At 51.3% G+C, this 19,535-nt stretch carries 15 protein-coding genes; all 15 read left to right on the forward strand.

The window, feature by feature from the left end; translation table 11 throughout:
• The first annotated feature begins 197 nt into the window (after positions 1 to 197).
• Positions 198 to 1,025, forward strand: coding sequence for a DNA-methyltransferase (locus tag NFR99_RS02510; protein ID WP_251352544.1), 828 nt, complete (start codon positions 198 to 200; stop codon positions 1,023 to 1,025).
• A complete protein-coding gene (locus tag NFR99_RS02515) occupies positions 991 to 2,739 on the forward strand; it encodes a C40 family peptidase (protein WP_251352546.1) in 1,749 nt (582 codons plus the stop codon). The genes NFR99_RS02510 and NFR99_RS02515 overlap by 35 nt, the downstream gene beginning before the upstream one ends.
• 10 nt (positions 2,740 to 2,749) lie before the next feature.
• The gene (locus NFR99_RS02520; protein WP_251352547.1) at positions 2,750 to 3,490 is read left to right on the forward strand and encodes a DNA-methyltransferase; all 741 of its coding nucleotides are present in this window, start codon (positions 2,750 to 2,752) and stop codon (positions 3,488 to 3,490) included.
• A gap of 15 nt (positions 3,491 to 3,505) precedes the next feature.
• A complete protein-coding gene (locus NFR99_RS02525) occupies positions 3,506 to 3,916 on the forward strand; it encodes a hypothetical protein (protein WP_251352549.1) in 411 nt (136 codons plus the stop codon).
• Positions 3,917 to 3,934: 18 nt separating this feature from the next.
• On the forward strand, positions 3,935 to 4,183 hold the full coding sequence (locus NFR99_RS02530) for a DUF4315 family protein (protein ID WP_251352550.1): 249 nt from the start codon (positions 3,935 to 3,937) through the stop codon (positions 4,181 to 4,183).
• Positions 4,170 to 4,931: a DUF4366 domain-containing protein gene (locus NFR99_RS02535; protein ID WP_251352552.1), complete on the forward strand. Its 762-nt coding sequence runs from the start codon at positions 4,170 to 4,172 to the stop codon at positions 4,929 to 4,931. Before NFR99_RS02530 ends, NFR99_RS02535 begins: the two co-directional genes overlap by 14 nt.
• Entirely contained in the window at positions 4,928 to 5,119 is a 192-nt protein-coding gene (locus NFR99_RS02540; protein WP_251352553.1) for a hypothetical protein, read from the forward strand. The genes NFR99_RS02535 and NFR99_RS02540 overlap by 4 nt, the downstream gene beginning before the upstream one ends.
• Entirely contained in the window at positions 5,116 to 7,224 is a 2,109-nt protein-coding gene (locus NFR99_RS02545; protein WP_251352555.1) for a type IA DNA topoisomerase, read from the forward strand. Before NFR99_RS02540 ends, NFR99_RS02545 begins: the two co-directional genes overlap by 4 nt.
• Before the next feature lie 93 nt (positions 7,225 to 7,317).
• Positions 7,318 to 7,836, forward strand: coding sequence for a hypothetical protein (locus tag NFR99_RS02550; protein ID WP_251352557.1), 519 nt, complete (start codon positions 7,318 to 7,320; stop codon positions 7,834 to 7,836).
• A 52-nt stretch (positions 7,837 to 7,888) separates the two neighbouring features.
• A complete protein-coding gene (locus NFR99_RS02555; protein WP_251352696.1) occupies positions 7,889 to 8,173 on the forward strand; it encodes an immunoglobulin in 285 nt (94 codons plus the stop codon).
• Between the two features lie 100 nt (positions 8,174 to 8,273).
• Positions 8,274 to 11,186 carry a YodL domain-containing protein gene (locus NFR99_RS02560; RefSeq protein WP_251352559.1) on the forward strand — a complete coding sequence of 971 codons (2,913 nt, stop codon included), beginning with the start codon at positions 8,274 to 8,276 and terminating at the stop codon, positions 11,184 to 11,186.
• A 1-nt stretch (position 11,187) separates the two neighbouring features.
• Positions 11,188 to 11,424, forward strand: a complete 237-nt coding sequence (locus NFR99_RS02565; RefSeq protein ID WP_251352561.1) for a transposon-transfer assisting family protein — start codon at positions 11,188 to 11,190, stop codon at positions 11,422 to 11,424.
• Positions 11,414 to 18,574, forward strand: coding sequence for an SNF2-related protein (locus NFR99_RS15525; protein ID WP_465221054.1), 7,161 nt, complete (start codon positions 11,414 to 11,416; stop codon positions 18,572 to 18,574). The genes NFR99_RS02565 and NFR99_RS15525 overlap by 11 nt, the downstream gene beginning before the upstream one ends.
• Positions 18,471 to 18,785, forward strand: coding sequence for a TnpV protein (locus NFR99_RS02585; protein WP_251352700.1), 315 nt, complete (start codon positions 18,471 to 18,473; stop codon positions 18,783 to 18,785). Before NFR99_RS15525 ends, NFR99_RS02585 begins: the two co-directional genes overlap by 104 nt.
• 104 nt (positions 18,786 to 18,889) lie before the next feature.
• Positions 18,890 to 19,492, forward strand: coding sequence for a TetR/AcrR family transcriptional regulator (locus NFR99_RS02590; RefSeq protein ID WP_251352566.1), 603 nt, complete (start codon positions 18,890 to 18,892; stop codon positions 19,490 to 19,492).
• Positions 19,493 to 19,535 lie beyond the last annotated feature (43 nt).

The following is a 19,535-nucleotide window of genomic DNA, read 5'->3' on the forward strand; positions in this document are numbered from 1 at the left end:
CTGCCGTAGAAGGAGGGGCATACACAAGGCCATGTAGAGCGGAAAGAGAAGACGTTCTACTTCGTATACCCAAACACCTCTATTTTCGTACCAGATACAGAGAAATGTCCATCATCCTGGCTCATTCATCTGAGATATGTAACTAAAAAATCCTTGAAAAATAAGGAAAAAAGACTTGACTAAATAGGGAGGGATAGATGGAAGTTATCAGCAACCAGCTCTATTGCATGGACTGTATGGAGCTGTTCCCCCAACTTCCTGATGGCTGTGTTTCTCTGATTTTGACCGACCCGCCCTATGGCATCCGTTACCAGAATAATTTCACGAAATGTCAGCACCCGCCGATAGACGGTGACAGCGGCATTGACTATGAACGGTTCGCCAGGGAAAGTTACCGGATTTTACAGGATAATGCTCATGCTTATTTCTTTACCCGCTTTGACTGCTATCCATATCATTATGACTGCTTGATGCAGGCAGGCTTTTCCATAAAGAATTGCCTGGTGGTGGAAAAAGGCACGATTGGCGGGATTGGCGATCTGCAGGGCAGCTATGCCAACAATGCGGAGTGGATCGTGTTCTGTCAGAAAGGAAGGCGGATATTCAACCATACCACGCTGCTACAGAACAAGAAAAAGGAGGGAACCCGGTTTAATGCTGGCCGGGAACTTAGCAAGAAATACAAAACCCGGTTCAATTCCTGCTGGTTTGGGAAGGAATACCCCAAGGCAACTTACAATTCCGTTTGGCAGAAAAAACACCAGATTTACCATCCGACCATTAAAAATGCGGAATTTCTGTCCTGGCTGATCCAGATTTCCAGCCAGCCCGGAGAACTGATATTTGATGGCTTTATGGGAACCGGAAGTACCGCAGTAGCAGCGATTATGTGTAACAGAAACTACTTTGGCGCGGAGATCAACCGCGGATATTTTGAAATAGCCCGGAGACGGATTGATGCAGCCACTCATAGGAAAGGAGGAAATGCCTATGAAAGTGAAAAACCCCCGGCTCCAATTTACTGATGCCGAGCTGGAGGATTCCCGGTTAAAGGAGCATATCCGCCATGCAGAGAAAGCGGCAGATAAAGCGGAGGCGGCACGGGAGAAAATCCCGAAGAAAAAGAAACAGGTACAGCGGCGCACCATCGACCCGGCAACCGGGAAAAAGACGGTGCGCCTGCATTTTGAAGAAGTAGAAAAGAAAGCCCCTGCGTCCCGTTTGCGTCATGGAGCTGCGGCGGTTCCGGGGCTGGCGGTCTCCGGCCAGGTACATAAAAAGATCGGGGAGGCCGAGGGGGACAATGTAGGCGTGGAAAGCGCCCACAAGGTAGAAGAAGCTGCGGAGACAGGCGGACGCATAGCAGAAAGCGCATACCATTCCCACAAGCTGAAACCCTACCGGGCCGCTGCCAGGGCCGAGAAGCGGCTGGAAAAGGCGAATATTAAGGCACTGTACCATAAGAGCCTGGCAGAGAATCCCCAGCTTGCAAGCAATCCCCTCTCCCGGTGGCAGCAAAAACAGGCCATTAAAAAACAGTATGCCGCTGCCAGGGCAGGGAAAAGTGCCGGGCAGACCGCAAAAGCAGCCGAAAACACGGCAAAAGCGGCGAAAAAAGCTGCACAGGAAACCAGGCAGGCCGCAGAATTTGCCTGGCGTCACCGCAAGGGATTTCTGGTGGTCATTGCACTGTTTCTGGTGGTGTGTGTCTTTATGAACGGCCTTTCCTCCTTCTCCATGCTGTTCCAGGGCGGGATGTCCAGTGTGACCGGTTCCACCTATCCCAACCAGGACGCGGATATGCTGGGCGCGGAGGCCGACTATGCCGCATTAGAAGCAGACCTTCAGTACGAGCTTGACCATTACGAAACTCTGCACAGCGGCTATGACGAATATCACTATGAGCTGGACGAGATCGGGCATGACCCTTATGTGCTGATCTCATTCCTTACTGCCTATCATCAGGGTGAATGGACACGTTCCGAAGTACAGGGAACCCTCTCCTTATTCTTTGACCGGCAATATACGCTCACCGAGACGGTGGAGGTGGAAACCCGCTACCGGACGGAAACAAGGACGGGAACCCGTACCCATACCGACCCGGAAACCGGCGAAACCACCACGGAGGAATACGAGTACGAAGTGGAAGTAGCTTATGACTATTACATCTGCTATGTAACACTCACCAACTTTGACCTGTCCCATCTGCCGGTCTATCTCATGAATGAGGATCAGGTCAGTATGTATGCGGTGTATATGGCAACGCTGGGCAACCGGCCAGACCTGTTCCCACAGGGAGAATACCCCAATGCATCGGGCAGGGAGGATTATCTGGACTATGGTGTGCCGCCGGAGGCTTTGGAGGATGAACAGTTTGCCGCCATGCTCCGGGAGGCCGAAAAATACCTGGGTTATCCCTATGTGTGGGGAGGCTCCAATCCCAGCACTTCTTTTGACTGCTCCGGGTTCGTAAGCTGGGTGATCAATCATTCCGGCTGGAACGTGGGACGGCAGACCGCCAACGGGCTGCTTGGCTTATGTACGCCGGTGTCCAGCTCCAATGCAAAACCCGGCGACCTGATCTTTTTTCAGGGAACCTATAACACCAGCGGTGCCTCCCATGTAGGCATCTATGTAGGCAACGGGATGATGATCCACTGCGGTTCTCCGATCTCTTACGCCTCAATCAATACACCGTATTGGCAGCAGCATTTCTACACATTTGCAAGGCTGCCATGAAAGGCGATCTATGGACATAAAAAGAAATCAGATTTATGAAATGGACTGTATGAAAGTATTGCAATCTCTTCCGGCCGGGAGTGTGGATTTGATTATTGCAGATCCGCCTTATTACCACATGAAAGGCTCTTTTGATTTTGCCTTTGATTCTATCCCGCAATATCTGGAATGGTGTTTCGCATGGGTAGCTGAATGTTACAGAATTTTAAAACCTACCGGAGCTTTTTATTGCTGGGGGAGCTGCCAGATGATTGACAAACTTTCTGTCCATATATTCGATGAGTTTGGCTGGATAAAACGCAATCTGATTGTCTGGAATTTTGCAACCGGGCGGCCAGGGAAAGCATTTTACCGGCACGAAACGGAGTTTATGTGGTTTTACAGTAACCCGCTGCATGAAATCCATCATGACAGAATCCGTATTCCCTATCATAGTGGATGGGAAAAGGATAAGAGGAAGAACCCGAAGGGGAAAACCTGTGGAAATGTGTGGGAATTTCCCCGGATCATGCCCAATTACAAAGAATCAACCGGTCATCCTACCCAGAAGCCGGAAAAGCTGGCCGAGCGCATTTTGTTTGCCAGCAGCAATCCTGGGGATTTGGTAGTCATCCCATTTGCGGGATCAGGCAGTGAAATCATTTCATGTATGAAAAACAAACGAGATTTTATTGCGGCAGAAATCAACCCTGATTATGTGAGGGAAATAATCCTGCCGCGATTGGAAAGAGAAAGAAGTGGCCAAGTGTAATGAAGGAGGATGAAGATGGCACAAACACAAGAAATATCAGAAAATCAATTCTCAACTGAGACAATCGGAAGCCTTATGGCGGAATGTGAAAAACTGACACAGCAGATTGACAGTGAAAAGGACAGGCTGGAACGCTTTATGCTGGAAACCGGCGGCGCAAGTGACGCCTCTGACCGCATACAGGAGAATATAGACAGCCTGAACGATTCACTTGCGGCGGCAGAGAACCGCCTGCAGGCACTGTTTGATGCACAGGAGAAGGAGGCTTTTTCGCCGGAGAGACAGGCCGCGGCCAAATCTGAGACTGCCACAGAGCGGGTATCTGTGAAAAAGAATCTCGCGGAAATGAAGGCAAAGGCAGCAACGAGGAACCTTCCTGAAAAGGAGAAAGGGAGGAAGTCCCCAGGCATGAACATGGAAAAATAACAGGAGGGATTTACCACAATGAACGCAAAAATCAAAAAGCTCCGGGCTGATCTGGATAAGAACAAGGCAAAAATATCCGAGCTTGTAAGCCGCAACAAAGAGATTGAGCGGCAGATCACGGAGCTTGAAAACAATGACATTCTGGAACTGGTGCATAGCCACAACTTAAATATCACCCAGCTTGCCGCACTGATCCAGACCATGAAAGCGAACCCCGCCGCTGCCCTGCGGGGAGAAATGGAGGAACCTGAACATGAAGAAAACTAAATTTCATATCTTAACGGTATTTCTGGCGGTGATGCTTAGCTTCACCGCTTTTTCCATGACCGCCTATGCCGGCGGCGGGCCAGAGGAAGAAGAAACGCTCCCGGAAGAAACGGAACCGACCATAGAGCCGGGAGAACCATTATCCGAAGATACGGACATCGTGACCCGCGATCTGCTCTATGACAAAGCCACCAATAAGCAATTCCTGACCATTGAGGACAGGGCGGGCAATGTCTTTTATCTGGTAATCGACTATGATGCGCCGGTGAACGAGGATGAGGAACAGTATAAAACTTATTTCCTGAATCCGGTAGATACGGACGATCTGGCGGCACTGGCGGAGGAAAGTGAGGAAAAGCCGGTAGCCTGTGTCTGCACGGAACGCTGCGCCGCAGGTGCGGTCAACATGAATTGCCCCGTCTGCTCCGCCAACATGACCGAGTGCGCCGGGCGTGAAGTGCAGCCGGAACCGACCGAGGAACCGGAGGAAGAAAAAGAACCGGAGCCGGAACCCAAAAAGTCCGGCAATGCCAAAGGCATCCTGGCAGTTCTGCTCTTACTTGCCCTGGCCGGAGGCGGCGGGGCCTATGCCTATCTCAAATTTGTAAAGAACAAGAAAGCAGCCAAACCCTCTGCCGACCTGGACGATTATGAGTTTGAGGACGAGGATGACGAGGACGAAGCGCCAGACGATAGCGGGGAATCTGATACCGGCTATGAGGATGACGCGGAAAGCGAGGATGAATGACCTATTTCACTGACAATCCCCTGGAACGGCTGATGCAGCAGAAGCCGGTGGGCGGGCGCGATACCCGCCCTAAAACCCTGCCGAAAAACCACCGCTGCTATGGGTGTCCCAGCTATGGCAGGGGCTGTAACGGCATCTGCCGCCGCGACCTGATCATCCGCAAAAAATTGAAAGGAGAAACCGAATGAACCAAATACTTGTGATTGCAGAGAAACCTTCTGTTGCAAAATCTATCGCCACAGTCTTAGGGGCCGGAAACCGGAAAGACGGTTATCTGGAGGGAGGCGGCTATCTCGTTTCCTGGTGCGTGGGGCATCTGGTGGAGCTGGCCGATGCCTCCGCCTATGGAGAACAGTATGCGAAATGGGCAGTCTCCGATCTTCCCATCCTGCCGGAGAAATGGAAATATACCGTATCCCCCGGCACAAAGAAACAGTTTGAAATTTTAAAACAGCTTATGAGCCGGAACGATGTGGAGAAACTGGTCTGTGCCTGTGACGCGGGCCGGGAAGGGGAACTGATCTTCCGGCTGGTCTATACACAGGCCCGGTGCAAAAAGAAAATGGAACGGCTCTGGATTTCCTCTATGGAAGATTCCGCTATCCGGGAAGGTTTCGCACATCTGCGGCCCTCTGCGGACTACGATAATCTCTATCAGGCCGCCTTGTGCCGGGCAAGGGCCGACTGGCTGGTAGGGATCAATGCGACCCGGCTGTTTTCCTGCCTCTATAACCGCACCCTGAACATTGGGCGGGTAATGACCCCGACACTGGCCCTGATCGTAAAGCGCGAGACAGAGATCGCCGCATTTCAGCCGGTTCTGTTTTATACGGTAGCGCTGGCCCTTCCCGGTTTTCATGCCTCTGGGGAACGGCTGGAGGACGAAACCCAGGCAAAAAATGTTATGGAGGCTTGCGCCGCTGCGGAGGCGTCCACCGTGAAAACAGTGGAACGCAAAGAAAAGACAGAAAAGCCTCCTGCACTCTATGACCTGACTACCCTTCAGCGGGAGGCCAACCGGCTGCTGGGATTTACCGCCCAGCAGACCCTTGATTATTTACAGTCCTTATATGAAAAAAAGCTCACCACCTACCCCCGGACAGACAGCCGCTACCTGACTTCCGATATGGCAGACAGCCTTCCGGTTCTGGTGAATGTGGCTGCCACGGCAATGCCCTTTGCCTCCGGCGTACCCATAAGCTGTAATTCCGGCCAGGTTATCAATGACAGCAAGGTAAGCGACCATCATGCGATTATCCCCACCCAGGGAATCAAAGACGCTGATCTGTCCTCCCTGCCTGCCGGGGAGCGTTCCCTTTTGCATCTTATCGCCGCAAGGCTATTATGCGCGGTGGGTCAGCCCTATACTTTCGCAGAAACTGCCGTCCTCATGGAATGTGCCGGGTATCCTTTCAAGGCCAAAGGCCGGGCAGTACTGCACCCCGGCTGGAAGGAGCTGGACGGACGCTACCGGGACACACTGAAAAACAAGCCGGACACTGACCGAGAAAAAGAAGCCAAGGCCCTGCCGCTTTTGGAGGAAAGCCAGGAGCTGGAAGTAATTTCAGCCTCTGTCAAAGAAGGGAAAACAAGCCCTCCGGGACATTTTACGGAGGACACACTGCTTTCTTCCATGGAGACAGCCGGAGCCGGTGAGATGCCGGAGGACGCAGAGCGGAAGGGCCTGGGGACACCGGCTACCCGCGCCGGGATTCTGGAAAAGCTCATTAAGGTGGGCTTTGTCGAACGGAAAAAGGTAAAAAAGGCTGTCCATCTGATGCCGACCCAGGAGGGAATGGCCCTGATCTCCATTCTGCCGGAGCCGATCCAGTCCCCTTCCATGACTGCGGAATGGGAGCATCAATTAAAGGAGATCGAAAAAGGCACCACCACGCCAGAGGCATTTCTGGAACAGATTACTGCCATATTAAAGGAGCTGGCCAGGAATCATGAAGTAGTAAAAGATGCGGCCAGCCTGTTTCCCAGCAGCCGGGAAAGCATAGGCAGATGCCCCCGTTGCGGCGGCTCTGTGGTGGAGATTAAAAAAGGCTTTGTGTGTGATAACAAAAGCTGCGGTTTTGCCCTCTGGAAAGAAAGCCGCTTTTTTACTGCCAAGAAAAAGAAACTGACCCCGGAGCTGGTCTCTGCACTCTTGAAGGACGGACGTGCGAAACTGCCCGGCTGCTATTCAGAAAAGACCGGAAAGACCTATGATGCAGTGGTAGTTCTTGACGATGATGGAGGCCAGTTTGTGAATTTTAAGCTGGAATTTGAAGGAGGGAAACAAAAGTGAGTGAAGCGGAAAAAATGCCATATTTCATTGACAGTGTGATATTTGCCGACACCGGCATGGATTTCCCCAAAATATCGGAAATGAGGCGGCCTTATGGACTATGATGCAAAGCAATCCCCGGCAGATCTGACTGATTCCGTCCGGCAAAAGGAAGAAGCGGTTCAGGCACTGTACAATCTGTTGGATAAAAATATGGCCGACTTCGATGCAGCTCTGGCAGGTGTGGATAAAGCTGAGATCGCTGATATGAAAGAAGTTACCGATATGCGGGAAATATACGACTTCATAAGATACCATTCTGGTGAATTTGAACAGCGTGAAGCAGAACTTTTGCTCCGCATGGAAAATCCCCTGAAATTCATCGTGGACAACTGGCCTTGTTATAATCTTGAAACGCTGGCTATGAACCATCTGGCGAATAAAGAGATTGAGAAATCAGGTAAGGAGGCGCTGCCGCAGACCGGCCATGACACGAAAGATGCTACCACTGATAAAAAGCCCTCTGTTTTGAAACAGATCAAAATCAACCTGGAACAACTCAAAGCCAACAGGCAGAAAACCTGCCAGCAATCTATCAAGGCAGAACGGCCCAAGGGCAGCGAGGCCCGCTGACGCTTTTCGGGAAAGGAAGCAGATCACCATGCAGAATAAAGTACGCGGCACGTTGAGACTGTCCAGGTATGAACAGGAGACAATTATAGGCTATAACCAGGCCGAACAAACTGCCAGCGTCTACACCCATGACCCAAAGCTGTTAAAGAAGCTGGCCCGGCTGAAAGAAAAATATCCGGAGCAGGTACGGCAGGAACGGGAGAATACCTACACCGTGCCAAAAGCCTGTGTCCTGATCCGGGAGCCGTACAGCGAACAGCGCCGCGCTGCTGCCAGGGAACGGGCAAAGACGGCGGGTATCAGGCCCCCGGACAGGGGCGCAAGCTCCAAAAAATAAAATGAGCCGCGCCCCGGTACAGGAATCTTCTTTCTGTGCCGGGGCGTTTTTTCTTTGGAACCCCATACCCCATTTTTGAATCAGGAAAGGAGTTGTAAGTATGGCAGACAAGAAGCAAAGCAACAAGGAACGGCTGCAGGAAATCACTGCCGGCATTGAGCAGGGGATCAAGGAACTGTTTGAAAGCGAAAAATACATGAATTATCTCCGTACCATGTCGCGGTTCCACAACTATTCCACCAACAATATCATGCTGATCCATATGCAGATGCCCCATGCCAGCCATGTGGCTGGATTTAATAAATGGAAAGACCAGTTTGGCCGCCATGTAAAAAAGGGGGAACGGAGCATCAAGATCATAGCCCCGACCCCGTTCAAGAAAAAGATAGAAGAAATCAAGCGAGACCCCGACACGAAAGCTCCGGTGCTGGATAAGGACGGAAAAGCTATCCTGGAGGAAAAAGAGATACAGATTCCCATGTTCAAGGTGGTATCTGTTTTTGACGTATCGCAGACCGAGGGAAAACCGCTCCCCCAGCTTGCCAGCGACTTAAAAGGAAATGTACAGAATTATGAGATTTTCATGGAGGCCCTTAGACGTTCCTCCCCGGTTCCCATGACCATGGCTCCCATCCGGGACAATGCAGACGGTTTTTTTAGTGCCGACACACAGAGCATTACCATCCGGTCAGGCATGAGCGAGGTGCAGACCGTATCTGCCGCTGTCCATGAGATCACCCATGCCAAGCTCCACAATTATGAGAAGGAACGCCTTGCCGCCGCCAAAGAGGATGAAACGAAGGAACCGCCAAAACCGAAAGACCGGCGCACGGAGGAAGTCGAGGCAGAGAGCGTATCGTACTCGGTCTGCCAGTATTACGGCATTGAAACCGGGGATAACAGTTTCGGATATATCGCCTCCTGGAGCAAAGGAAAGGAGCTGCCGGAGTTAAAGGCCAGCCTGGACACCATCAATAAGACTGCCAGCAGCCTGATCCGCGACATTGATACGCATTTTGCGGAAATCTGTAAGGAACGCGGCATTGACCTGTCTGTACAGCCGGAGCATATGGCACAGGACGTAACGGAGCCGGAAAAAGCAACAGAAAAAACCGTATCTGCGCCGGTTCCGGAAAAGCAGACGCAGGAAGAAAAGACGGAGAAAATTCCGGATGCCGCAGAGCCGTCCCAGCCGGAGCCACTGCGCTATTATGTGGCGGAGTGCATGGAGTTTCCCGATCTTGGTGAACACCATGAGAATCTCTCTCTGGCCGACGCAATCCGGCTCTATCACGCTATTCCTGCCGAGCGCATGAACGGAATCAGGGGAATCGGTTTTGAGCTGCCGGAGGATGGAAGTCTCTACGGCGGAACCTCCTTTCCTATTCTGGAAGGGAACACGATTGATGTGGACATCATCAACATGATTGATGACTTCCGCGATAATCCTCTGGTACAGAAAGCCATGGATGACCTGATCGCCGCCATGCCGGAGGTGGAAGTGCTTCGGCAGGAGCCGGTAAAACAGCCGGAACCGGAAATTCCCCAGGCAGAGCCGGTAGAAACACCCTACCGCTACTATATCACCCAGGACGCTTTGGATAACGGTACATATCCGCAGATGGAAGGGGTACATATCCAGGAAGAACCCCGGATCACCGAATATGAAAACGGAGCTGTCCGGGCCTACGGCTTTATCGAATACCCCCAGCCGCTCACCCGCGGGCAGATCGCGGAAAGCGGCCTGCTCCCTTCGGAATCCGTTTTTATGCCGGAAGAAAAGCTCTGTGTCCTGGACGATTCTGTTTATCTCCATATCCAGTCCAGCGAAAACGGCTGGGACTATACGCTCTATGACGTGGAGACATTAAAGGAACTGGACGGAGGACAGCTTGACGCGCCGGACATCATGCTCTCCACGGCTGTTCTCCGTATCAGTGAAATGCACGGCCTCGGTTCTGATTCGATTAAGCTTGCGCCCCTTGCTATGATTGATACATTGCAGGAGGCGGCATTGAACGCTACGCAGGAGGCGGTTCAGGAACGGCAGGAGCATTTTGACCATGAAAATCCTGTAGTTGGGAATACCGTGTTAGATCAATACCCGATGCCGGATTCCGGCTTTACCGTGGAAGAACTGGAAAAGGACTACGGCTATCTGGACGGGGATATGCTGCCCCTCTCCAAAGATCGGGCGGCGGAGCTTCTGGAGCGGGATTTTACCATCTATGCCATTGTGGACGGAGGCAGCGCGGAAATGGTTTTTGACCGGGAAGATTTGGACGAGCGGCCTCTTGACGCTGTGTTCACGATTCCCCGCGAGGAATGGGAACAGAGCAAAGAGTTTGACCACCAGATACAAGACCGGCTGAACCATCAGGAGGAACGGGAGGCGGCTTTCCTGGAACATGGTGGGGACTGTTTTGCAATTTTTCAAATCAAGGATGATGACCCGCAGAGGCTGCGTTTTATGAATCTGGACTGGCTGCAATCGAAAGGGCTGGCCCCTGACCATGCGAATTATGACCTGATCTATACTGGCAATCTTTCCAGAGACAACAGCGGCAGCACAACTCGGCAACTGGAATCTTTGTATGATCTGTTTAATAATTTTCATCCGGCAGACTATCACAGCCCGTCTTTAAGTGTCAGCGACATCGTTGCCGTAAAGCAGAACGGCGTGTTATCCTGCCACTACTGTGACAGTTTCGGTTTTCAGGAGGTGTCCGGATTTCTGGCGCGGGACAATCCGTTAAAAAATGCGGAAATGCAGGTTGAGGACGATTATGGGATGATTGACGGGATCATCAACAACGGCCCCAAAGAGCCTACGGTTGCCGAGCTGGAACAGCAGGCCCGCTCCGGCCAGCCGATTTCCCTGATGGCCCTGGCCGAAGCCTCCCACCGGGAAGAACGGGAAAAGAAAAAATCTGTTGTGAAAAAACTAAAAAGCCAGCCCAAACAGGAGCATAAAAAGACAGCGCCTAAAAAGAGCGCGGAAAGGGAGATCTGATATGGGAAACTTTACATTTGACGAAATGAACCTGATGTGTATTTACAATACCGGGACAAGAGAGGGGCTTATAAACGCACTGAAAGAAATGCGCGGCTATCTGGAACCGGATGAGGCAGAGCTTCTTGCCCTTACGGATTCCACACTGGAAAAACTTTCATTCATGGGCGATATGGAGTTTGAAGCCCTGGAGCTGTACCCGGATTTTGATGATAAGGAGGACGAAGATGGCGAGTAAATTACAAGACTATACGGCGATGGCCGAGTATGAGGCGTCCAGACTGACCAGCAGCTTTCAGCAGTGGACAGCGTTTCTCACTACCGCCTCCCGCCTGTATAAATATCCCTTCCCTGAGCAGCTCATGATCTTTGCCCAGCGGCCCGATGCCACAGCCTGTGCCGATTATGACCTCTGGAACAAGACCATGCGGCGGTATGTGCGGCGCGGCTCCAAGGGGATCGCCCTTATTGATGACAGCGGGGACAGGCCAAGGCTGCGTTATGTATTTGATGTTTCCGATACCGGCGGACGTGAAAACGCCCGCCGCCTCCAGCTCTGGCAGTACCAGCCGGAACATGAAGCGCCGGTCACGGCGGCACTGGAGCAAGCCTACGGGATTTCCGGTGCCTTGGGCCTTGCCGACCAGTTTGAAAAAGTAGCTGCCCATCTTGCAAACGAATACTGGCAGGAACACCGGCGCGACCTGATGGACATCGTTGACGGCAGTTTTTTGGAGGAGTATGATGACCTTAACATTGAAGTGGCTTTTAAGAGCGCGGCAACGGTCAGCATCACCTTTTCCTTAATGTCACGCTGCGGCATGGAGCCGGAAAACTACTTTGAGCATGAGGATTTTTTAAGTATCTTTGATTTCAATACCCCCGCCGTGGTCAATGCGCTTGGCACGGCGGTCAGCCAGTCGAGCGGACAGGTACTTAGGCAGATTGGCGTAACCATCAAGCACTACGAATATGAAAGGAGCATGGCAAATGAGCGAGCTGACTTACACACAGAACGGGGATTATCTGTTTCCGAACCTGGTATTGGAGGAAACGAAAACGGTGCAGCCTCTGGGCAAATACGGCAGGATGCACAAAACTTACCTGAAGGAACACCGCCCGATCCTTTACAACAATCTCCTGCTGTCCGGGAAACTGACGGAGCATCTGGCAGAGATCGACACGGTAGCGAACCGGAGGCTGGAACAGCTTATGCCGGAGCTGATGAAAACGGCGGGCGTGACAGAAAGCCTGAAAGCAGCCGACCCGATGAAGTGGGTGGGGCTGGCCAACAACTGCAAGGCACAGGCCGAGGAAATGATTCTGACGGAACTTATATACAACTGACTTTACCGCTGTTCCCTTCCGAACAGGAACAGATCAGCGCGATTGACGAAGCAGAGAGTGTAAAAACGCCCTCTGCTTTTTCTATGCCTGAAAACAACGGAAAAACACCACCAGAGACAGAAAAACCGGCACAGGAAGCAACAGAGCAAGCACCCGGCCCGGAACCAGAGGAACCGGAACCTGTTTCGGAAACTACAGAGCAGACACCGGCCCCAGCAGCTCCAATCCCGGAAAACTTACCTCCTTCCGACCCGCAGGCGGCCATTGACGCCGCCCTCCAGGAATGGAACGGCAGTCTTGCCAGCAAACAAGCGGTGGCCTACTATATGAGAACCCATGCCCGCGATAAGGACACCGCTGCATGGCTGAGACAGGAATACGGCGATGATCTTCCGACTTTTCCGGTTCCCGGAGCCGGTACGGATATGCCATGGCCCAAGGTACAGCGCAGGATTGCACAACTCATTAAGGAAGAACGCTTTATCACCCCGGAAGAAAAAGCACAGCCCGGACAGGATTGGGAAAACCGTTACTTTGTCACCGAAACCCAGGATTCCTATCTGGAACCGGGCAAAGGCTCTTTTGCCATCTGGGATAACTTAACCCAGGAATATGTCTTTGGGGACAACAACTGGATCAGGACGTTTTATGATGAAGCCTCCGCTGCGGAATTTATGCGGGAGCTGGAACGCCAGGAAACGGCCCCGCCCGATCTGTCCGGCCAGACCATAACCCGCGAAGGAGATACCATTACTGTCGGGAATGACGAAGCCACCCATGAGATCGACATTACCGTGACAGACGAGGAATGGGAACAGATCAAAGAAACAATACCGGAAGGCCAAAAAACTCCGGCCCGCGATCCCCTTGCCCCGGCTTATCAGGCAGGCGATACGGTCTATCTGGATGACACGCCTTTTACGATCACAGAGGTTGGGCTTTTCGATATTCATTTAAGCGACCCTTCCCAGCGTTTCCCTGTCTCCAGAGCAGAAGGAAAAGAACAGTTTGAGCGGCTGCTGCAGCGGGATTCCCGGAACGGCGCAATCACCGAATTTCTGCCTGCCAACCTGAAAGAAACCAATGATGATCTGCGGGAGGTGCTGACTTCCGGCTTGTTTACCAGCATGGACAAAGACTATATTTCCGGCTGGCTGCGTTCCGGGGAAGGCAATACCCGGATTGCAAAGAGGCTTTCCGAAGTCTTTGCGGGGCGTGCCGAGACCATGGAGCTTGTGACCGGCGAAACAGCGGACTACTTTACTTCCACCACCGGCATAGAAATAGAGATACACGATAAGTTTTCTTCCCGCCGTTCTGCCTCCTGGGAGCAGACCGCATCGGTTCTTAGGGCTTTGTATCAGCAGGAGCTTGACGGATTTTTCCATGAGCCGGTGCAGAGGGAGGAAACCCGCCTGGAAGGGGAGCCGTCCTATCAGGTGGGGGATAAAGTGATCCTTCCCTATCCTTTTCGGATAATTTTCGGCACGATAGGCTATATTGGCGAAACGGATGTGCGGATTGACACCGGCCCATATGCATGGAGCCATGAGACGGTCAACCGGGAACAATTTGAGGAATTTCTGCGCCGGGATGAACGCAATGCCCACTTGTTCCAGACAGATATTCGGGAACCATCCTGGACAGACATACCGGAACAGCTTCAGCCAGAGATCACGGCGGAACCTGTGACGGTCTATCCGGGGGATAAAAACAACCTTCCCTATGATGTTGTAGTGGAACGGCTTCACATCGAAGAACCGGAGCATACACCACCAGAGCCTGCAATGCCGGTTCCGACTTCTGAAAATTTCCATATCACGGATGATGCCCTGGGGGAAGGAAACCTAAGAACGAAATTCCGCATGAATATGGAGGCAATCCATACATTACAGACGATTGAAGCGGAAAGCCGCAGTGCTACCGCCGCCGAGCAGGAAATCTTATCCCGCTATGTGGGCTGGGGAAGTATGCCGGATGCCTTTGACGAAAAGAAAACCGCCTGGGCAAAAGAATATAATGAGCTGAAAAGCACACTGTCTCCGGAAGAATACGCATTAGCCCGGTCATCTACTTTAAATGCCCATTATACAACCCCGACTGTGATTAAGGCCATCTATGAAGCCGTGGAAAGCATGGGCTTTACTACCGGGAATATTCTGGAACCTTCCTGCGGCATCGGCAACTTCTTCGGGCTTGTGCCGGAAAGTATGGCAGCCTCCCGCCTTTATGGTGTAGAACTGGATTCTATCAGCGGGCGGATTGCCAGGCAGCTTTATCCAAAAGCAAACATTGAAGTAGGCGGCTTTGAAAAGACAAAATTTCCGGACGGCTTTTTTGATCTGGCCGTGGGAAATGTACCCTTTGGAAATTATAAGCTGTCTGACCGACAGTATGAGCGTGAAAACTTCCTGATCCACGATTATTTCTTTGCAAAAACCATTGATAAAGTCCGCACTGGCGGCGTGATTGCCTTTATCACGTCTAACGGCATCAGCGGCGGCACACTGGATAAGAAAGATTCGCGGGCGCGGCGTTATATGGCACAGAGATGTGACCTTTTAGGGGCTGTCCGATTGCCAAACACAACCTTCCGCGCTAATGCCGGAACAGATATTGCAGTAGATATTGTTTTTCTTCAAAAAAGGGAAGTTCCCAGGATGCCCGGCGAGCCTCTGCCTGAATGGGTGGAAACCGACACGCTGCTGGAAAATGAATTTGTAGGCAGCGATGGCCGGGCGCGTCACGACCATGTTACCCTGAACCGCTATTATCAGGAACACCCGGAAATGGTGCTGGGGAACATGGATATTGTGACCGGCCCTTTCGGGCCTCAATTAGTATGCAATCCCATAGAAGGAGCCGTTTTGTCGGAACAGCTCCATGAAGCGCTTTCCCATATCAGGGGCCAATACCAGGAGACTGAACTGCAGGAGCTTCGTGAAGGGGAAGAAATTGACACTTCCATCCCAGCCGACCCCAGCGTAAAGAATTTCTCCTATGCCATTGTGGACGGGGAGATTTATTTCCGGGAAAACAGCCGCATGGTAAAGCCTGACTTGAACGCTACCGCCACGGAACGTGTAAAGGGCCTGGTGGAGCTGCGGGACTGTGTGCAAAGGCTGATTTCTTACCAGATGGACAATTACACGGACGATGCCATCCTCCGCCAGCAGGCAGAATTAAACCGGCTTTATGACGCTTTTTCAGAGAAATACGGCCTGATCAACAGCAGGGGAAACGCATTGGCTTTTGCCGATGACAGCTCTTACTATCTGCTCTGCTCCCTGGAAGTGCTGGACGAGGAAGGACATTTTGAACGCAAGGCGGATATGTTCACCAAGCGCACCATCAAGCAGCATACCGCCGTTACCAGTGTGGACACCGCCAGCGAAGCATTATCTGTTTCGATTTCAGAGAAAGCCCGTGTAGATATGGAATATATGTCTGCACTTACCGGAAAGGACGAGCAGACGCTGGCCTCCGAGCTGCAGGGCGTGGTATTCCTGGATTTTTCCCTTGGGCCGGGCGGATTCCATACTTACCGTACTGCCGATGATTTCCTTTCCGGAAATGTGCGGGAGAAGCTCCATAAATACCAGCGGATCATGGAAGGGCTTGCCCCGGACGATCCTCTTTATACCGCCGCTAAAACAAATGCGGAGGCACTGCAGGCGGCCCAGCCCAAAGACCTGGATGCTTCGGAGATTGACGTGCGGCTGGGTGCGACCTGGGTAGATAAGGAATATGTTCAGGAATTTATGTATGAGCTTTTGGACACACCCTATAACTTAAAAGGTATCATTGAGGTCAATTATTCCTCTTTTACTGCCGAGTGGAACATCACCGGAAAAAATGCGGTCTCTTATAACAACATTGCTGCCTACACCACTTACGGGACGGAGCGGGCCAATGCCTACCGTATCTTAGAGGACAGCTTAAACCTCCGGGACGTGCGGATTTATGATACCGAGCATGACCCGGACGGAAAAGAACGCCGCGTCCTCAACCAGAAAGAAACCACCCTGGCCCAGCAGAAACAGCAGGCCATCAAGGAGGCATTCCGGGACTGGATATGGCGCGACCCATACCGCAGGCAGACGCTGGTGCAGAAATACAATGAGCTGTTCAATGCCAACCGGCTCCGGGAATATGATGGGAGCCATATCACTTTCGGCGGCATCAACCCGGAGATCAGTCTGCGGCCCCACCAGCTAAACGCTATCGCCCATGTGCTGTACGGCGGCAATACGCTCTTAGCCCATGAAGTGGGTGCGGGCAAGACCTTTGAAATGGTGGCGGCCGCCATGGAAAGCAAGCGGCTGGGGCTGTGCCAGAAATCCCTCTTTGTGGTGCCGAACCACTTAACGGAACAATGGGCCTCTGAATTTCTGCGGCTCTACCCAAGTGCCAATATCCTTGTGGCAACGAAAAAGGATTTTGAAACCCGCAACCGAAAAAAGTTCTGCTCCCGTATCTCCACCGGCGATTATGATGCAGTGATTATCGGCCACAGCCAGTTTGAGCGCATCCCGGTATCGGCAGAACGGCAGGAACGGCTTTTGCAGGAACAGATCTGGGAGATCGAGGACGGGCTTGCAGAGCTGAAAAACAGCCGTGCAGAGAATTTTACTATCAAGCAGCTTGAAAAGACCAAGAAATCTTTAGAGGCCAGACTGGATAAGCTGCACAAGAATGAAAGGAAGGATGATGTCGTTACCTTTGAACAGTTGGGCGTTGACCGTCTTTTTGTGGACGAGGCGCACGGCTATAAGAACCTTTTTTTATACACAAAAATGCGGAATGTGGCAGGCATTTCCACTACGGAGGCACAGAAATCTTCGGATATGCTCTTAAAGTGCCGCTATCTGGATGAGCTGACTGGAGGAAAGGGCGTGGTATTTGCCACCGGGACGCCGGTGAGCAATTCCATGACCGAGCTTTACACCATGATGCGCTATCTCCAGCATGATATGCTGCAGAGGAACAATCTGACCCACTTTGACAACTGGGCCAGCATTTTCGGGGAAACGACCACCGCTATCGAGCTGGCCCCGGAGGGAACCGGCTACCGTGCAAGGACGCGCTTTGCCAAATTTTTCAATCTGCCGGAGCTTATGACCATCTGGAAGGAGGCCGCTGACATTAAGACCGCCGACCAGTTAAATCTCCCTACACCGGAGGTAGAATACCACAACGAAGTGGCCCACCCTACGGAACACCAGCAGGCCATGGTGCAGGAGCTTTCCGAACGGGCCGCAGAAGTCCATTCCGGTAAAGTGGAACCCTGGAAGGACAATATGCTCAAGATCACCAGTGACGGGCGCAAGCTGGGGCTTGACCAGCGTATCTTAAACCCGCTTCTGCCGGATGACCCAAGCAGCAAAGTCAACCAGTGCGTGGAGAACATCACGCAGATCTGGCAGGACGGGAAGGCGGATAAACTGACCCAGCTTGTGTTTTGCGATATTTCCACACCGAAGGGAACAACAGGCCGGAAAGCGGCAAAGTCTCCCGGAACGCTGGACAGCCCGGAGCTTCACGCATTGGAAGCTTTGACCGAACCGGCAGACGAGGAACGGCCTTTTTCTATTTACTACGATATCCGCGACAAACTGATCGCCAGGGGAATACCGGAAACGGAGATCGCTTTTATTCATGACGCAAATACGGAAGCCCGCAAGAAGGAACTGTTTGCCAAAGTGCGAAGCGGCCAGGTGCGTGTGCTTATGGGCAGCACGTTTAAGATGGGCGCAGGGATGAACGTCCAGGATCGGCTCATCGCTTTACATGATCTGGACTGCCCCTGGCGGCCCGGAGATGTAGGACGGATTTTGCGGACATTCAAAATAAAAAAGAATGTGGAGGTAACAGACAATGGCAAAGACGATTTTTGGGGAACTGGGCGGCAAATACGAACGGCAAGGAGATTATTTAATACCGTGCTTAACTGTACCCGCCGAAGAAGAACAGCCGATAGGCACATGGGGACAGCGGCATCTGGACTATTTGAAGCAGTACCGCAAAGTTACATACACTAATCTTCTCACAAGCGGCAGGCTCAACACTTACCTTGCCGACATCGACAGGCAGGCGCAGGAACGCTTTGAAAGGCTCATAGAGGGCATGAAACAGGCACAGGGCATAACGGAACAGATAAAGGCAGAAAACGCCTTAGAATGGACAGGACATCTCAATAACATAAGGGCTTGTGCGAGGGAGATTGTGAACGAGGAATTTATTTATAGTTAGACGTTGATGGCGGTAGAGAGAAATCTTTGCCGCTTTTTATTGACTTCCAGACACATGTGTCGTATAATAATTTCAGACACATATGTCGGAAAGTAGGGTTGCTTATGAATAAAAGAGGAAAGGAAACAAGGAAACATATAAAGAAATGTGCATGTTCTTTATTTGCAGAAAAAGGCTTTAAGCAAGTTACAATGAAGGATATCTGCGATGCGGCGAAATTAAGCAGAGGCGGGCTATATTGCCATTACGAAAGCACACGTCAAATCTTTCAAGAGATTATTGATGATATGACAAGTGAGCAGGATAATGAGATTGATTTAAGGATTGAACAAAATTGTTCGGCAGTGACTATTTTGGATGAAATTTTAAACAAGTATGAGAATGAAATGCTTGACAGCCAAGCTTCATTAAGCATAGCAATATATGAGTATTTTAGCATTCGTGATATTGCAAATCAGAGCAATACGCTATATGAACAATATTTAATTTCAGCAAATACATGGAAGAAGTTAATACAATACGGGATGGACAGGCATGAATTTAATGAAGTGGATATTTCTGCGGTATTTGATTTAATTGTGTTCTCGTATCAAGGGGTAAGGATGTACAGTAAACTTATGCCTATGGATAAAGAAACACCTTCCAGAATAATAAAAGAAATAAGAAAAATATTAGTGAAAAGCGGCAGTAATAGCGATATTGCTTAAATATTTAATGAATAAAAACGCATTATGATTACTTGCGATTCAT

Origin of the sequence: Hominisplanchenecus murintestinalis, assembly GCF_943193015.1 — a bacterium.
GTDB lineage: Bacteria > Bacillota > Clostridia > Lachnospirales > Lachnospiraceae > Hominisplanchenecus_A > Hominisplanchenecus_A murintestinalis.

Bases quoted from the DNA above. Each gene is read 5' to 3' on its own strand.
- NFR99_RS02510 (WP_251352544.1), top strand. From the start codon at position 198: ATGGAAGTTATCAGCAACCAGCTCTATTGCATGGACTGTATGGAGCTG.
- NFR99_RS02530 (WP_251352550.1), top strand. From the start codon at position 3,935: ATGAACGCAAAAATCAAAAAGCTCCGGGCTGATCTGGATAAGAACAAG.
- NFR99_RS02560 (WP_251352559.1), top strand. From the start codon at position 8,274: ATGGCAGACAAGAAGCAAAGCAACAAGGAACGGCTGCAGGAAATCACT.
- NFR99_RS02540 (WP_251352553.1), top strand. From the start codon at position 4,928: ATGACCTATTTCACTGACAATCCCCTGGAACGGCTGATGCAGCAGAAG.
- NFR99_RS02590 (WP_251352566.1), top strand. From the start codon at position 18,890: ATGAATAAAAGAGGAAAGGAAACAAGGAAACATATAAAGAAATGTGCA.
- NFR99_RS02565 (WP_251352561.1), top strand. From the start codon at position 11,188: ATGGGAAACTTTACATTTGACGAAATGAACCTGATGTGTATTTACAAT.
- NFR99_RS02525 (WP_251352549.1), top strand. From the start codon at position 3,506: ATGGCACAAACACAAGAAATATCAGAAAATCAATTCTCAACTGAGACA.
- NFR99_RS02535 (WP_251352552.1), top strand. From the start codon at position 4,170: ATGAAGAAAACTAAATTTCATATCTTAACGGTATTTCTGGCGGTGATG.
- NFR99_RS02515 (WP_251352546.1), top strand. From the start codon at position 991: ATGAAAGTGAAAAACCCCCGGCTCCAATTTACTGATGCCGAGCTGGAG.
- NFR99_RS02520 (WP_251352547.1), top strand. From the start codon at position 2,750: ATGGACATAAAAAGAAATCAGATTTATGAAATGGACTGTATGAAAGTA.
- NFR99_RS02545 (WP_251352555.1), top strand. From the start codon at position 5,116: ATGAACCAAATACTTGTGATTGCAGAGAAACCTTCTGTTGCAAAATCT.
- NFR99_RS15525 (WP_465221054.1), top strand. From the start codon at position 11,414: ATGGCGAGTAAATTACAAGACTATACGGCGATGGCCGAGTATGAGGCG.
- NFR99_RS02550 (WP_251352557.1), top strand. From the start codon at position 7,318: ATGGACTATGATGCAAAGCAATCCCCGGCAGATCTGACTGATTCCGTC.